The sequence below is a fragment of the Plantactinospora sp. BB1 genome, assembly GCF_003030385.1.
GTDB lineage: Bacteria > Actinomycetota > Actinomycetes > Mycobacteriales > Micromonosporaceae > Plantactinospora.
The window spans coordinates 6,023,212-6,039,377 of sequence record NZ_CP028159.1; the positions used below are offsets into that span (position 1 = coordinate 6,023,212).

The window sequence follows — 16,166 nt, forward strand, 5'->3', positions numbered from 1 at the left end:
GGGTCCGTTCTCCGGGCATAAAAAAGCCCCTCACGCAGGAGGGGTGGCCGCGCTGTCGCTGTCTGTCGCGTCAGCACGGCTCGCTAAGGAGCAGGTGGACCCTGGACATGCGGTCATCGTACCGCGCCCCCGGCAGGGCTGTCGCACCCGATACCGGCGCCAGGATCCGACCCCGGGCTCTCGGGTGTGCTCGGCTCTCCCGCCGAATGCGGTTAGCCTGAGTGATGCGGGTGATCCGGTTACTCCGGACGGACGTATTCTCCCGCGAACCATACGGCCGGCCCAACGACTCTTATTAGGCGGCGGCCGTGATCGACGAGGAGGAGGCCCGTGACTCAACAGACCTGGGACGAACTGGGCGGCGCGCTGCCGAGCGACCAGTTCCGTGCCGCCAGCGACGCGATCGTGGCCAATATCGAAGAGGTCATCGAGGGCAAGACCGCGACGGTCCGGCTCGCACTCGCCGTCCTGCTGGCCGAGGGCCATCTCCTGATCGAGGACGTACCGGGGGTCGGCAAGACCAAGCTGGCCAAGGCGCTCGCCCGGTCGATCGACTGCTCGGTCCGGCGCATCCAGTTCACCCCCGACCTGCTGCCCAGCGACGTCACCGGGGTCAGCGTCTACAACCAGGAGACGCACGACTTCGAGTTCAAGCCGGGCGCGGTCTTCGCCAACCTGGTGGTCGGCGACGAGATCAACCGGGCCTCGCCGAAGACCCAGTCCGCGCTGCTGGAGAGCATGGAGGAGCGGCAGGTCACGGTCGACGGCGTCACCTACGAACTACAGACCCCGTTCATGGTGATCGCCACCCAGAACCCGATCGAGATGGAGGGGACCTATCCGCTGCCGGAGGCGCAGCGCGACCGGTTCACCGCCCGGATCGCCATGGGCTACCCGGACCCGGGTGCCGAGCTGGCCATGCTGGACGTGCACGGCGGCCGGGACCCGATCCACGAACTGCGGCCGGTCTCCGACGCCGCCACCGTACGGAAGCTGATCGCCACCGTCCGCGACGTGCACGTCGCCGACGCCGTCAAGCAGTACGCCGTCGACCTGGTCACCGCCACCCGCGAGGCTCCCGACCTGCGCCTCGGCGCCTCCCCCCGGGCCACCCTGCAACTGCTGCGCACCGCGCGGGCGGTCGCCGCGCTGGAGGGGCGCGACTACGTCCTCCCCGACGACCTCCAGGCGCTGGCGGTGCCGGTGCTGGCGCACCGGGTGATCTCCACCGCGGACGCGCAGCTCGCCCGGCGCACCACCGACGCGATCATCTCCGACCTGGTGCACCGGCTGGCGTTGCCGCACGAGCGGCAGCGCTCCCCCTACGACACCCGGCCACCCTCAGGGGACGGCAGCACCGGGCGCTCGCAGTACGAGCCGCGGAGGCGATGACGGTGCGCGAGGCACTGCGCGGTCTCACCACCCGGGGGCGGTCCTTCCTCGCCGCCGCCGTGGCAGCGGCGATCTCCGCGCTGATCCTCGGCGAGAAGGACCTGCTCCGGGTCGCCATCCTGCTCGGCGTACTGCCGCTGCTCGCCGCCCTCTACGTCGGGCGCAGCCGCTACAAGCTCGCGTGCAGCCGCTCGCTGGAGCCGCACCGGGTGCCGGTCGGTGCCAGCTCCCGGGTGGTGCTCCGGTTGCAGAACATGTCCCGGCTGCCGACCGGGACGCTGCTGCTGGAGGACCGGCTGCCGTACGCGCTCGGCAGCCGCCCCCGGGTGGTGCTGGAGCGCCTCGGCGCGCACCAGGCCAGTTCGGTGGCGTACACGGTCCGGGCCGACGTGCGCGGCCGCTACGAGGTCGGCCCGCTGGTGATCCGGCTGACCGACCCGTTCGGGCTCTGCGAGCTGACCCGGGCCTTCCCCAGCGTCGACCCGCTCACCGTCATCCCGCAGGTCACCCCGCTGCCCTCGGTCCGGCTGGCCGGCGAGTACGCGGGGACCGGCGAGAGCCGGGCCCGCTCGGTGGCGGTGCACGGCGAGGACGACGCGGCGACCCGGGAGTACCGGCGCGGCGACGACCTGCGCCGGGTGCACTGGAAGTCCACCGCCCGCACCGGCGAGCTGATGGTGCGCCGGGAGGAGCAGCCCTGGGAGAGCCGGGCGACGGTGGTGCTGGACACCCGGGCGTTCGCGCACCGGGGCGAGGGGCCGACCGCCAGCTTCGAGTGGGCGGTCTCGGCGGTGGCCAGCATCGCCGTGCACCTGCGGCAGGCCGGCTACAAGCTGCGGCTGGTCAGCGACTCCGGCATCGACGCCAGCGCGAACGACGCCGGTGGCGAGGGACTGTTGCTGGACTACCTCGCCGACGTCCGGCCCAGCCAGCGCGGCGACGTGGCTACGCTTGTGGAGCGGGTCCGGCAACGCTCCGACGGCGGGCTGGTCATCGCACTGCTCGGCACGTTGACCACCGCCGAGGCGGACCTGCTGGCCGGGCTGCGCGGCAACGGCGCGACCTGCATCGCGTTCCTGGTGGACAGTTCGACCTGGCTCAACCTGAACCCGCAGGCCCGCGAGGAGGCGAACCACGCGCACGGCGCGGCGGCACTCGGGCTGATGCAGAGCGGCTGGCGGGTGGTGGGGGTCGAACACGGCAGCAAGTTGCCGGCGCTCTGGCCGCAGGCGGCCCGGGGCTCGCAGGGCTTCGCCTGGCGGGCCGTACTGGCCGAGACGGTCGCCGGTGGAGTGCGGTGACGGTCGCGCGGGACGGGACCGGCTAGGCGGATGAGGGCGGCGGAATGAAACCGAACGGCAGCACCGGCACGGACGGGAAAATGTGATGAGGGGACGCCGACACCTGGGATTCGTGGCGGCCGCGGCCACCCTGCTCGCGGCCGCGCCGATGTCCACCATCTACGACCGGTGGACCTGGCTGGTGCAGTGCGCGGTCGTCGTGGGGCTGATCGCCGGCACAGCCACCCTGACCCGCTGGTGGCGGGCACCGGTCTGGGCCCAGGGGCTCGGCATGGTCGCCGCGCTGCTCTTCGGGCTGACCTGGATCTTCCCGAGCGGGCAGGAGATGCTCTCCCTGCTCCCCACCCCGGGCACCATCACCCACTTCGGCTCGCTGCTCGCCAGCTCCGGCGCGGACATGCGCGCGTACGGCGTACCCGTGCAGGACCTCGACTCGCTGCTCTTCCTGACGGCGCTCGGTGTCGGCGGGGTGGCGATCGTGGTGGACCTGCTCACCGTCGGGATGCGCCGGCCCGCCCTGGCCGGGCTGCCGATGCTGGCGATCTATTCGGTGCCGGTGGCCGTACACGTCGACAGCGTCTCGGCGGTGCCGTTCGTGATCGGGGCGGTCGGCTTCCTCTGGCTGCTCGCCGCCGACAACGTGGACCGGGTCCGCCACTTCGGACGCCGGTTCACCGGCGACGGGCGGGACGTGGACGTCTGGGAGCCGTCGCCGCTGGCCGCCGCCGGTCGCCGACTGGCGGTGATCGGCGTCGCGGTGGCCGTACTGCTGCCGCTGGCCGTACCGGGGATGACCTCGGGCCTGCTCAGCCAGTTCAACAGCGGTGGTGGCAGCGGCGACGGGAGCGGCCGGGCCGGGCCGGGCGGCTCGCCGGGCCGGGTGAACCTCTTCGCCCAGCTCAGCGGTGAACTCAACCGGGCCGAGCAGCGCGACATGGTACGGGTGAGCACCAGCGACCCGGATCCGTTCTACCTGCGTTTCGCGGTCGCCGACGACTTCTCCCGGACCGGGTTCGGGCCGCGCTCCCCGGAGGGGACGCCGGTGACCCAGGGGCTGCCGGATCCGCGCGAGGTGACCCGGGAGACCCCGGGCATCAGCCGCGAGCAGTACAACGCCGACATCGAGATCCTCGACTTCGCCATGCCGTTCCTGCCGGTCTACACCGCTCCGGTGAGCACCCGCCAGGTCGACGCGAACTGGCGCTACGACGCCACCATGCAGGTCCTCTACTCGGAACGCGCGTCGTCGCGGAACCGGAAGTACTCCTTCGACTTCGTCCGCTCGGAGTACACCCCGGCGGCGCTCGCCGCGGCACCGACGCTGGCCCCGGAGCACGCGTTCCGCAAGCTCTACACCACCGTGGAGCCGGTACGTGAGGTGGAGGAACTCGTCGCCCGGCTGACCAGCGGCAAGCGGAACGACTACGAGCGGGTGCGGGCGATCTACGACCACTTCTCCCGGAAGAACGGCTTCAGCTACGCCCTGAACACCGAGGGCGGCACCAGCGGGCAGGACATCGTCAACTTCCTCACCAACAAGGTCGGCTTCTGCCAGCAGTACGCCGCCGCGATGACCTGGCTGGTCCGCGAGGCCGGCATCCCGGCCCGGGTGGCCTTCGGCTTCACCAGCGCCAACCGGTCGGGCAACACCTACACCCTGACCAACAACAACCTGCACGCCTGGACCGAGGTCTACTTCACCGGGATCGGCTGGGTCCCGTTCGACGCGACGCCGGCGGCCAGCGTCACCGGCTCGTGGCGTTCGCAGTGGGCACCGGACCCGGACGCGCCCGAGCAGACCTCCACCTCCCCGACGACGCAGACCGGCCCGACCGCCGACCCGTCGGCCGGCCCGGAGGCGGCTGACGGGTCGGACCGCCCGCTCGACGAGGCGTTCGACGGCACCGCCGGGATCGCCCCGGAGAGCGGACCGAACTGGCCGCTCTGGGTACTGGCCGGGGTGGTGCTGCTGGCCCTGCTGCTGACCGTGCCGGCGCTGCGGCGGGTGCTGCTGCGGCGGCGCCGCCAGACCCGGGCCGCCGCCGCGGCCACCGCCCTGGCCTCGGTGACGGCGGACGAGAACGCGGCGCCCGGGGTGGCCCGGGTGGTGCTCAGCGACTCCGAGCTGGCCCGGGCCCGGGCCGACGCGCACGCCGCCTGGGACGAGCTGGTCGACACCCTGGTGGACTTCCGGGTCCGGGTGGATCCGGCGGAGACGCCCCGGGCCACCGCCGACCGGCTGGTCCGGGAGGGGCTGACCGCCGGCAGTGCCGACGAGGCGATCCGGCTGCTCGGGCACGCGGAGGAACGCGCCAGGTACGCGCGGGAGCCGCTGCGGCACGGTCCGCTGGCTGAGGCGCTCCGCTCGGTACGCCGGGCGCTGAGCGCCGGGGCCGACCGGCGTACCCGGCTGGTCGCGGCCACCCTGCCGCCGTCGGTACTGTTCCGCTGGCGATTGGCGATCATGGATATGTCGGCCGGCTTCGTCGGGCTGACCGGCCGGGTCCGGGACCGCCTGCTGCGGTGGAGCCCTCGACGGGTGCTCGCCGGACGTCCGTCCCGCTGACCCGGGCCGCCGGTACCGTCGACCGATCGAAAGGGCCCACTCCGCGAGTCGCGGGGTGGGCCCTTCGGTCCAGCTGATGTCGCGGCGCGGGTACCACGGAATCGTGAGGCGGATCACAGCGCCCCGGACCCGCTGGATTGGCACACCGGAAGTCGGGTGCGGCTCGGCAGCGCCCTGCGGCCGCAGTCGGAAACGCGAACGGCCGGCGGAGGCGCACCCCCGACGGCAGGTGTGCAGGCATGGAGAATTGCCACTGGTCGCCGGGACGGATCCCGGACGGCTACCGCCAGCGGGGCGTACCCCACGGACGGGCAACGGTCAGCGGTGGCCTTCCGGCCGCTGACGCCACCTCTCCTCGAGTCGGTCGATCAACGACAGGCGTCGCCCGCTGCGGACGCGGCGGCTGGTGGTGCCGCCGACCACGTGCAGGTCCGGTGACTGCGCCTTACGCTGCGACATCATCGCGAACGCGGCCGCACCGAGCATCACCACGAAGCCCGCCACTCCGAGCAGCGGAGTTTTGCTCACCGTGCCGTAGACGACCAATGCAAGGCCAGCGATGATCACGCTGACCGCGACGAGCAGGCGACGCCGCGCGTGGAAACGCGGATCGCTGGCGCGCACAGCCGAGGCGAACTTGGGGTCCTCGGCAAGCGACTGCTCGATCTGCTCGAACAGCCGCTGCTCGTGCTCCGAGAGCGGCACGGCACTCCTCCCCGGTCACGTTGGCCGGTCCGCTCGGACCGACAGACCGTGGCAGCCAACCGGCTGCTTACCCGCCAGTCTACGAGGGGGGTCGCGGGTCGGAAAGCGGGACGACCTATGGCCGCGTCGGATTTTCCGTCCGCCGCAGGTCGTCGTGCCCCAAGAGACTCGCGGGGCGCACCATGGAACGCCCGAATCGGGCGGCCGCGGCGTCGGCGGCGGCCTCCGCCTCCCGCCAGCCGTGCTCGGGCGCGCCGAGCGCGAGCTGTCGGGGCGTCTGGTCGCCGTCGCTGAGCCCCTCGACCCGGATGCCGATCAGCCGGATCCGGTCACCGGGGCCGAGTGCGTCGAACAACGCCCAGGCGGTGTCGAACACCTCCCGGGTCACGTCGGTCGGGCCGCCGAGGGTGCGGGACCGGTTGATCGTCCGGAAGTCGGCGAAGCGGACCTTGATCGAAACCGTCCGACCGACCTGCCCGGCCCGGCGCAGCCGGACGCCGACCTTCTCGGCGAGCGCCAGCAGGGCCCGCCGGATCGTCTCCGGCTCGGCCAGGTCGGTGTCGAAGGTGACCTCGGCGCCGATCGACTTCTCCGCGTGCTCCGGGCTGACCCGGCGCGGGTCGCGCCCCCAGGCCAGCTCGTGCAGGTGGGCCGCTGCCGCGTCACCCAGGCTGCCCCGGAGCAGCCCGACCGGCGCCTCGGCGATGTCCCGGACCGTACGCAGGCCGAGCCGGCGCAGCGTCTCCGCCGCCCGCTCCCCCACCCCCCAGAGCGCCTCCACCGGCAGCGGGTGCAGGAATTCCAGCACCCGGTCGACCGGTACCACGATCAGCCCGTCCGGCTTGGCCCGGCTGGAGCCGAGCTTGGCCACGAACTTGGTCGGCGCCACCCCGACCGAACAGGTCAGACCCTCCTGCTCGGCGACCCGGGCCCGGATCAGCCGGGCGATCTCGGCCGGCCGGCCGAGCAGCTTGCGCGCCCCGGCCACGTCGAGGAACGCCTCGTCCAGCGAGAGCGGCTCCACCAGCGGGGTCACGTCCCGGAAGATCTCCATCACCGCCCGGGAGGCCGCCGAGACCTGCGCGAAGTCGGGCGGCAGGAAAATCGCCGACGGGCAGAGCGCCCGGGCCCGCATCGTCGGCATCGCGCTGCGTACGCCGTATTTCCGGGCCTCGTAGCTGGCCGAGCTGACCACGCCGCGCGGGCCGATCCCGCCGACCACGACGGGCCGGCCCCGCAGGTCGGGCCGGCGGCGGACCTCGACCGCGACGAAGAACGCGTCCATGTCGACGTGCAGGATCGGCGAGCCGGAGTCGTCGGCGTCCGCGCCGAAGCGCGGATCACCGCCGCGTGGCACGGCGTGGCTGCGACCCATATCGGCAGGTTAACCCGGGGGTACGACGCGACCGCGCCGGCTGCCGACACCGGGCTGTGGAGTCAACCCCTGCTCGACGGTACGGCCAGCAGCGGGATCGTCATCTCGGTCGCCGTACACGAGCCGTGGTACGCGACCAGCGTCGTCTCGATCGGGTTGTGCGTCTTCGAGGCGAGTACGACGGTCGGGGCCAGGCAGGCGACCACCACGTCGCCGATGCGCGGCAGGTGCGCCTCGGGTACCGGGCCGAACCAGCCGGCCGAGACCGCCTCCTCCCGGGTCGCCACCCAGGCCCGTTCACCGAGCACCTCCGACCAGGCGGCCACCACGTCGGCGGTCGCCCCGGGCAGGGTGTGCAGGTAGCGGACCCGGGCCTCGCCGGCAACCAGCCGCAGTCCGGCGCGCAGCCGGGGATCGGTGTCGAGGTCGTAGCGCCCCTCGGCCGGGATGTCGAGCTGGCCGTGGTCGGCGGTGACCAGCAGGGCCGCGTCCGGTGGCAGCCCGTCGACCAGCCGGGCGACCAGCGCGTCGACCTCGGCGACGGCCGACCGCCAGTCGGCGGAGTCGATGCCGCGCAGGTGCCCGTGCCGATCCACCTCCGGGTGGTAGCCGTAGACCAGGGTCGGGCCGTCCCCGGCGGTGAGCGCGCCGAGCATCTCGGTGGCGAGCGCGTCGGTGTCGTCCGCTCCCCGGTGCGTTCCGTTCCGGTAGGCGGCCACGCTCAGCCCGGTGTTCGCCAGCGCCGGCCGGCTCACCACGGTCACCGCGACTCCGGCCGCCTCGGCCCGCTGCAACTGGGTCGGCAGCGGCTGCCAACGGCGCGGATCGGGGTCGTCGCCCGACCCGGTGGCGGGGGTGGGCACCGGGTCGCCGGCTGGCGCCCAGGAGCCGCTGGGGCGGTCGCCGCCGACGGGTGAGCCCGGACCGCCGCCGGGGAAGTTCGGGCCGTCGACCGGTGACCTGGGCCAGTCGATGTGCGTGAGTATCCGGTCGGTGCCGGGCACGTTGACGTGGAAGCCGAGCACCCCGTGGGCGCCGGGTGCGGCGCCGGTGCCGAGACTGACCAGGCTGGTCGGGGTGGTGGAGGGAAAACCGCAGGTGAGCGGGCGTCCGAACCGGGCGGCCAGGTCGGCCAGCGTCGGTGCGTGCGGGGCGGCGGTCGGCAACTGGTACCAGCCGAGGCCGTCGACCAGCAGCACCGCGATCCGGCGTACCCCGGCCAGCTCGCCGGCCAGCCCGAGCGGGTCGGCCCGGTCGACGCCGAGCACCGACAGCGCGCTGGGCAGTACGTCGGAGAGGCTGCCGCCGAAGTAGTGCGGCCGGACCAGGTCGAGTGGGTCGAGTGGATTCGTCATGCCGCACGACGGGCGAACAGGTGCAGCTGGGCGGCGATGTCCCGGTACGGCGGCAGGGCCGAGGCGGCCAGCTCCAGCTCCAGCAGGGCCGGCGGATCCGCCTCGGCGGCCACCGCCGGGATCAGGTCGGCGAAGACGCGTACCCCGTGGGTCTGCTCGACCGTCAGCCCGGCGGCCTCCAGCAGCGCGGCGGCACCCTCGGCGTCGTACCGCCGACGCAGGGTGTCCCGGGGTCCGGCGTGCCCGTCCGGGTCGCGCAGCAGCGTGGCGGCGACCTCCAGGTGCCCGTTCGTGACCCGGCTCAGCACGGCGGCCGCCCGGTTCGCCACCAGTACGCTCGCCGCGCCGCCGGGACGCAGCGCGGTGCCGATCGCCCCGACCACTCCGGCCGGATCGTCGACCACCTCCAGTACGGCGTGGCAGAGCACCAGGTCGACGCTGGCCGGCTCGACGAGTCCGGCGAGGGCGTCACCGTCGCCCTGCACGGCGCGTACCCGATCGGCGACCCCGGCCTCGGCGGCCCGCCGGGTCAGCGCGGCGAGCGCGTCCGGGCTGGCGTCGACGACCGTCACCCGGTGACCGGCCTCGGCCAGCGGCACCGCGAAGCCGCCGGTCCCGCCGCCGACGTCGAGCACGGTGAGCGTCCTGCCCTGCTGCCGGGTCAACTCGCGGCGCAGCACGGTCCAGACGACGGCGGTACGCGGGCCGGTCGCCGGGCCGGACGGGCGGCTCTGGGTTCGCTCCACCCGACGAGCCTAATGGGCTGGCTAGCGGAAGTCGCGGGAGGCGGGGGTGACCGGTGGGGTGATCGCGTCGAGCCGGTCGGCGACCAGGTTGGTCACCCCGTCGTGCCGCTCCAGCCTCCCCCGCACCAGCAGTGCGGTGCTGGTCCGGGCCACCTTCCGGTAGCGCTGCCACAGCCCCGGCGAGCAGGTGACGTTGAGCATGCCGGTCTCGTCCTCCAGATTGATGAAGGTGACCCCACCGGCGGTGGCCGGACGCTGCCGGTGTGTGACGATGCCGCCGACCCGGACCCGGGTGCCGGGTTCGACCTGGGCCAGCCGGACGATCGGCACCGCGCCGGCGGCGTCGAGCTGGGTCCGGACGAACTGGGCCGGGTGGCTCTCCGGGGAGAGCCCGGTGGCCCAGACGTCCGCGACCAGCCGGTCCACCGCGTCCATCCCGGGCAGGGTCGGCGCCTCCGCTCCGGCGATGGTGCCGGGCAGCCGGTCCGGCCTGTCCTGGGCGGCGGCGCCGGCCGCCCAGAGCGCGGCCCGGCGGGTCAGCCCGAAGCAGGCGAAGGCGTCCGCGGTGGCCAGCGCCTCCAGGTGCGCGGCGGAGAGTCCGACCCGGCGGGCCAGGTCGGCCATGTCCCGGTACGCCCCGTGCGCGGCCCGCTCCCGCTCGATCTTCTCCGCCAGGTCGTCGCCGAGGGTACGTACTCCGGCCAGCCCGAGCCGGACCGCCGGACCGCCCAGCCCCCACCGGTGCGGCGGTTCGCCGGGCGCGCTTCCCCACCGGGTCTGCCGGGTGGACTCCAGGGTGGCCTTGGCGCCGCTGGCGTTGATGTCCGGGCGGCGTACCTCGACGCCGTGCCGGCGGGCGTCGTCGACCAGGGTCTGCGGCGAGTAGAAGCCCATCGGCTGAGCGTTCAGCAGCGCGGCCAGGAACGGCGCCGGGTGGTAGCGCTTGAGCCAGGAGCTGGCGTAGACCAGGTAGGCGAAACTCATCGCGTGGCTCTCCGGGAAGCCGAAGCTGGCGAAGGCGGAGAGCTTGAGATAGACGTCGTCGGCGACCTCACCGGTGATGCCCCGCTCGGCCATCCCGGCATAGAGCCGGTCCCGGATCTGCGCCATCCGCTCGGCCGAGCGTTTCGACCCCATCGCCCGGCGCAGCTCGTCGGCGCCACCGGCGTCGAAGCCGGCGAGGTCGATCGCGAGCTGCATCAGCTGTTCCTGGAAGAGCGGCACCCCGAGGGTCTTCTCCAGCGCGTTGCGCATCAGCGGATGCGGGAAGGTGACCTCCTCCAGCCCGTTCTTGCGCCGGATGTACGGGTGCACCGAGCCGCCCTGGATCGGGCCGGGCCGGATCAGCGCCACCTCCACCACCAGGTCGTAGAAGCACTTCGGCTTCAGTCGGGGCAGGGTGGCCATCTGGGCCCGGCTCTCCACCTGGAACACCCCGACCGAGTCGGCCCGGCAGAGCATGTCGTAGACCTCGGGGTCGTCCAGGGACATCGAGCTCAGGTCGAGGGTCGACTCGATCATGTCGTACGCGTAGTGCAGCGCGGAGAGCATGCCGAGGCCGAGCAGGTCGAACTTGACCAGTCCGGCGCTGGCGCAGTCGTCCTTGTCCCACTGCAACACGGTGCGGCCCGGCATCCGCCCCCACTCGACCGGGCACACCTCGATGACCGGCCGGTCGCAGATCACCATCCCGCCGGAGTGGATGCCCAGGTGCCGGGGGAAGGTCTGTAGCTCGTTGGCGTAGGTGATCACGTGTTCGGGGATGTCGTCCACGTCGACCGCCGCCACGCTGCCCCACCGGTCGATCTGCTTGCTCCAGGCGTCCTGCTGGCCGGGCGAGAAGCCGAACGCCTTGGCGATGTCCCGTACCGCCGACCGGGGCCGGTACGAGATGACGTTGGCGACCTGGGCGGTGTGTTCCCGGCCGTACTTGGCGTACACGTGCTGGATCACCTCCTCCCGGCGGTCGGACTCGATGTCGACGTCGATGTCCGGTGGGCCGTCCCGTTCCGGGGCGAGGAAGCGCTCGAAGAGGAGCTGGTGCCGGACGGCGTCGACATTGGTGATCCAGAGTGCGTAGCAGACCGCCGAGTTGGCCGCCGAACCCCGGCCCTGGCAGTAGATGTCGTTGTCCCGGCAGAACTTCACGATGTCGTAGACCACCAGGAAGTAGCCGGGAAAGCCGAGCGCCTCGATCATCCCCAGCTCGTGGTCGAGCTGCCGGTACGCCTCCGGGTGCGCGTCGCGGGGGCCGTACCGGCGCAGCGCGCCGTCCATGGTCAGCTCACGCAGCCAACTCATCTCGGTGTGCCCGGGCGGCACCGGGTAGTCCGGCAGGCTCGGCGCCACCAGGTTGAGGTCGAAGGCCAGCTCGGCGCCGAACTCGGCGGCCCGGGCCACCGCGCCGGGATAGGCCGCGAACCGGGCCGCCATCTCCGCCCCGCTGCGCAGGTGGGCGGTACCGGCCGCCGGCAGCCAGCCGTCGATCTCGTCGAGGCTGCGCCGGGCGCGTACCGCCGCCAGCGCGGTGGCCAGCCGGCGGCGGGACGGGGTGGCGTAGTGCACGTTGTTGGTGGCCACGGTGGGCAGCCCGGCGGTGGCGGCCAGCTCGGCGAGCGCGTCGTTGCGGTCGCCGTCGTACGGGTCGCCGTGGTCGGTCAGCTCCACCGCCACCGTCTCGGCCCCGAACAGCGCGGTCAACCGGTCCAGCTCCCGGGCCGCCGCCTCGACCCCCTCGGTGAGCAGCGCCGCCGGTACCGTCCCCTTCCGGCAGCCGGTCAGCACCAGTACGTGGTCCTTCAGCTCCGCGGCGACCTCTTCCAGCTCGCCGTAGACCGGGCGGCCCTTCTCGCCGCCGCGCAGGTGTGCCCGGGCGATGGTGCTGGCCAGCCGGGCGTACCCCTCGGGGCCGTGCGCGAGCACCAGCAGGTGCCGGCCGAGCGGGTCCGGTTCACCGTTCTGCGGTCCGGGCAACCCGAGCGACAGCTCGGCGCCGAAGATGGTGGGCAGCCGCAGCGCCCTGGCCGCCTCGGCGAACCGCACCACCCCGTAGAACCCATCGTGGTCGGTCACCGCCAGCGCGGTCAGCCCCAGCCGGGTCGCCTCCTCGGCCAGCTCCTCGGGGTGGCTGGCCCCGTCGAGGAAGCTGAAGTTGGTGTGCGCGTGCAGTTCCGCGTACGGCACCGCGCCCTCGACCGGCGCGGGCAGCTCGGCCGGGGTGTAGCCGGGGCGCTTGCGGGTCCAGGCCGGGGAGTCGCCGCCGTCGGCGTCGACCGCGAGCGGGTCCACCACGCGCAGCCGTGGCTCGTCCGGGCCGCCGGGCCGGCCGGAGAGCACACGTTCCAGTTCGGACCAGGGCATGTCGGGGTTGTGGAAGCTCACCGTCGGCCTTCCCCGAGCCCGTCGAGCGGGCAGGTGTGGCTCGGGGAAGGTGCCACGGAGTCACCAAGGTGACTTCCTGGCACCTTCCTCGATTCATACCTGCCTCGGTCGGCCCGACACCCGATCGTCCACGCCGCCGCCCCGCCCGCCCCCGCGCGTCTAGTCATAGATGGCCTCCACCCACCACCGGCCGCCGGCCAGGGAGAGCAGCAGCGCCGTACCGTCGGCCAGGCCCACCTGGAACCGGGCCCGGCGCCGGGCCTCCACCGGAGCCCACCAGCGTTCGTCGACCGGCCACGGACCGGCCCAGTTCACGATCTCCACCGAGCCGACGGAGGCCACGGTGGTGGTCAGCTCCAGCCGGGCCGGCGGGGCGCTGACTGCCAGTCGGGCGGTCACCCGGACGAGTTCTCCGGCCGCGTCGTAGACCGCCGCCGGCAACGGCTCGGGCAGCACGACCGCCGGTGCGGGGGACGGCAGCCGGCCGGGCCACGGCGGAGCCGCCGGCCGGCCCGGCGCCCGTTCGTCGCCCCAGGGCACCAGCCGGGTCTGGTCGGCCGGGGAACGCCCGCCGCCGAGCACCGCGGTCAGCACCGACTCGGGGCCGAGGATGCCCTGCACCCGGCTCAGTGCCCGGTGTGCCCGCTCCCGTTCCGCCCCGGTCTCGCCCCACAGCCCCGGTTGCAGGCCGACGTGCGCGAGTACCCCCTCGGGGACCAGGCGCAGCCGGATGATCCCCGCGGTCGGCCGGGCCGGCCCGGCCCGGCCGGAGCCGGGACGCCGGCTGGTCCCGGTCAGCCAGCCGTCGAGCTGCCAGCGCACCCGGTCGACGATCGCCGCCGCGGTCAGCAGCCCGTCGTGCCGCCAGACCCGGCGCAGTTCCTGGCCGTGCGCGGTGACCGCCTCGATGCCGAGCCGGGTGCAGGCCAGCCCGTGCCCGGCGAGGGTGTCGTGCAGCCGCTCGGCGAGCGTCCGCGCGGCGAACGCCGCCGCGTCGACCCGGTCGAGCGGATCGTCGTAGGTCTCGGTCACCGCCAGGTCGGGCGGCGGGCGGCGGACCGCGAGCGGGCGGTGGTCCTGGCCGGCGGCCAGCCGGTGGGCCAGCGTCCCGTCGAAGCCGAACCGGGCCAGCACGTCCGCGGCGGGCAGCGCCGCGAAGTCACCCAGGGTACGCAGCCCGAGCCGGCGCAGCAGGTCGGTCAGCCCCGGCCGGCCCAGCGCCTCGACGGGCAGCCCGGCGAGGAACGTCGCGGTGTCGCCGGGCGGGACGACCCGACCGGACCGGGCCGCCAGCCCGGCGGCGAAGACCCCGTCGGCGATCCCGACCTGGCTCTCCACCTCGCAGCTCTGCGCGACGTGTTCGACGATCCGTTCGGCGGCCTGCTCTTCGCCGCCGAAGTACCGGCTCGGGCCGCGCGCGGCGACCGCACATGCTCCCGGGCGGATCACCTCGACCCCGGCCACCACCTCCTCGACGGCGGCGACCACCGGCTCGAAGGCGCGTACGTCCCGGCCGGGGTCGTGGTCCAGGACGGTCAGTCCGGGGCAGCGGCTCTGCGCCTCCCGCTTGCGCAGCCCTCGGCGTACGCCCTCGGCGCGGGCGACGGCGGAGGCGGCGACGACCCGGTTGGCGTACAGCACCGCGACGGGGGCGGCGGCCGACACCCCGTCGACGATCTCCGCGGCGATCACCGGCCAGTCGGGGCACCAGAGCAGCATCGTCCGCACCGGCGCCACCGCACACCTCCCTCGACCAGCAGTTATGCGGATCTTAGAACGTGTGTTCGACTCAGGTTGCCCCTACCCCGTGTTGTCGTCCCCGACGGTGCCGACGCACGTGCCCGGGTCGCCCCGTCGCCGGGCAGCCAGACCCGGATCTCCTTGGGGCGGGCCGCCGCGCCACGGCCCCGGGCGGAGATCGTCACCTCCCGGCGGCGCAGCCTGCCCCGGCCCTGTCCCAGCCCCTCCCAGGCGCCCCGGATCACCTGGAGCGTCACGTCGGCACCGGCCCAGCGGCCATACGGAACGAGCACGCTGCCGCGTTGCCGGGCCCGGGCGGCCAGCCGGCTGACCACCGTGGCGGAGACCGTGTCGGGCACCGCCGCGACCACGACGTCGACCCCGTCGATCAGTGCGGCGACCACCGTCGCCCACTCCGGGCCGGGATGGGGGACCAGGGCGAGCCGGTCCAGCTCGATGCCGAGGTCGGCGGCGGCGGCCGCGCCGAGGGTCGGCACTCCGACCACGGCACACCACGATCCGGCCCGGGACGCCTCGGCGAGCAGCGCCAGCATCAGCGAGGTGCTGCCACCCCGGGCCGGCTGGCCGAGACCGACCGCGACGGTGCTGCCCCGACGCAGTCCCCGGCTGGGCAGCAGCCCGGCCAGCTCTGGAAGCACCGGAAGCAGGCGGTGGGCGCCGGCCTGGTCGGAGCCGTTCGCCGGGCGTACCAGGTCTGCCAGGGCAGCGGAACCGACGACCATCCGCCCCGCCATCTCGACCCTGCTCCCCCGTGTGTCCCGCCTCCGCCTCGTGCTCCGCCTCTGTGCTCCGCCGCTCGTGCGGCAGCGGTCAGGCGGCGATCCCGTCGAGGACGGGCTGGTGCGCCACTCCGAGCGCCACCTCGATCACCGCGACGAACTGCTCGGCCGCGCGGAGCAGGTCGTCCGCCTCCCGGGCGGTCACCACCCGGGGGATGCCCGCCTCGGCGGCGGCCCGCTTGGTGGCACCGGTGGCGAAGTAGTTGGCCCACTCCCCCAACTCCGGGGCGACGACCACCAGCAGGGCCCAGACACTGGTGACCCGGTTTCGGCGGGTGGGTGCGGGGCGGGCCCGGGCGGCGAGCATCGCCGCGGCGGCCCGCAGCGCGGCCAGGTGCGCGGCGGCGTACCGCAGGCCGTCGGGGCGGGTCTCGGCGGCCTCCGCCAGCCCCATCCGGGCGATCGTCAGTAGTTGGGCCGGGGTGCGGTGCGGCAGCACGTGCGACGGCACCGTCGGCGCCTGAGCCTGGCTGGTCGGCATGGGACTGTCTCCTCCGCGTCACCCATTCACCGCGTCGCCGTTGTCGGCCGGAACGACCACGCTGGTCAACGCCAGCGCGGTGGCCGAGGGCGACGCATCACGTCGAGCTAACCGGCTGCGGAGGAAGACGCACCGGTGTCTGGCCGGCCGGATGTGGACGCTTCCCCACACCACACCCGGCCGGCCGACCGGCGGGTTCGTCGTCCGCCGCCCGGGGGTCGTGGGCGGCGGACGACGATCCTGCCTGGTTGGGCCCGGACTCGCGGATCCGGATCCCGTGCGGTCCGCGAAACCGCACTCGGGGGTTACGCCGCGAACGCCGCC

The 16,166-nt window shown here is 74.0% G+C and carries 11 protein-coding genes; 3 read left to right on the top strand and 8 right to left on the bottom strand.

The features are described 5' to 3' along the window. Nucleotides 1-330 precede the first annotated feature (330 nt). The 3 genes from C6W10_RS26275 (at nucleotide 331) to C6W10_RS26285 (ending at nucleotide 5,259) form a co-directional block, all read left to right on the top strand. Nucleotides 331-1,392 (top strand): MoxR family ATPase, encoded by a 1,062-nt coding sequence (locus C6W10_RS26275; protein ID WP_107261400.1) that lies wholly within the window; start codon nucleotides 331-333, stop codon nucleotides 1,390-1,392. 2 nt (nucleotides 1,393-1,394) lie between these two features. Continuing rightward, nucleotides 1,395-2,693 carry a DUF58 domain-containing protein gene (locus C6W10_RS26280; RefSeq protein WP_107264302.1) on the top strand — a complete coding sequence of 433 codons (1,299 nt, stop codon included), beginning with the start codon at nucleotides 1,395-1,397 and terminating at the stop codon, nucleotides 2,691-2,693. An 85-nt stretch (nucleotides 2,694-2,778) separates the two neighbouring features. Beyond that, the gene (locus C6W10_RS26285) at nucleotides 2,779-5,259 is read left to right on the top strand and encodes a DUF3488 and transglutaminase-like domain-containing protein (protein ID WP_107261402.1); all 2,481 of its coding nucleotides are present in this window, start codon (nucleotides 2,779-2,781) and stop codon (nucleotides 5,257-5,259) included. A gap of 318 nt (nucleotides 5,260-5,577) precedes the next feature. Here C6W10_RS26285 and C6W10_RS26290 read toward each other — a convergent pair whose 3' ends face one another. The 8 genes from C6W10_RS26290 to C6W10_RS26325 form a co-directional block, all read right to left on the bottom strand. Then, nucleotides 5,578-5,964, bottom strand: a complete 387-nt coding sequence (locus C6W10_RS26290) for a DUF3040 domain-containing protein (RefSeq protein ID WP_107261404.1) — start codon at nucleotides 5,962-5,964, stop codon at nucleotides 5,578-5,580. Between the two features lie 115 nt (nucleotides 5,965-6,079). Beyond that, on the bottom strand, nucleotides 6,080-7,339 hold the full coding sequence (locus C6W10_RS26295; RefSeq protein WP_107261406.1) for a DNA polymerase IV: 1,260 nt from the start codon (nucleotides 7,337-7,339) through the stop codon (nucleotides 6,080-6,082). 62 nt (nucleotides 7,340-7,401) lie between these two features. After that, nucleotides 7,402-8,694 (bottom strand): alkaline phosphatase family protein, encoded by a 1,293-nt coding sequence (locus C6W10_RS26300; RefSeq protein WP_107261408.1) that lies wholly within the window; start codon nucleotides 8,692-8,694, stop codon nucleotides 7,402-7,404. Continuing rightward, nucleotides 8,691-9,440 carry a methyltransferase domain-containing protein gene (locus C6W10_RS26305; protein ID WP_107261410.1) on the bottom strand — a complete coding sequence of 250 codons (750 nt, stop codon included), beginning with the start codon at nucleotides 9,438-9,440 and terminating at the stop codon, nucleotides 8,691-8,693. The genes C6W10_RS26300 and C6W10_RS26305 overlap by 4 nt, the downstream gene beginning before the upstream one ends. A gap of 21 nt (nucleotides 9,441-9,461) precedes the next feature. Beyond that, entirely contained in the window at nucleotides 9,462-12,821 is a 3,360-nt protein-coding gene (locus tag C6W10_RS26310) for an error-prone DNA polymerase (protein ID WP_107261412.1), read from the bottom strand. Between the two features lie 159 nt (nucleotides 12,822-12,980). Beyond that, nucleotides 12,981-14,558 carry a DNA polymerase Y family protein gene (locus C6W10_RS26315; RefSeq protein ID WP_107261413.1) on the bottom strand — a complete coding sequence of 526 codons (1,578 nt, stop codon included), beginning with the start codon at nucleotides 14,556-14,558 and terminating at the stop codon, nucleotides 12,981-12,983. Nucleotides 14,559-14,581: 23 nt separating this feature from the next. Further along, nucleotides 14,582-15,316: a hypothetical protein gene (locus C6W10_RS26320; RefSeq protein ID WP_107261415.1), complete on the bottom strand. Its 735-nt coding sequence runs from the start codon at nucleotides 15,314-15,316 to the stop codon at nucleotides 14,582-14,584. 76 nt (nucleotides 15,317-15,392) lie between these two features. After that, nucleotides 15,393-15,842, bottom strand: coding sequence for an SAV_6107 family HEPN domain-containing protein (locus C6W10_RS26325; RefSeq protein ID WP_107261417.1), 450 nt, complete (start codon nucleotides 15,840-15,842; stop codon nucleotides 15,393-15,395). Nucleotides 15,843-16,166 lie beyond the last annotated feature (324 nt).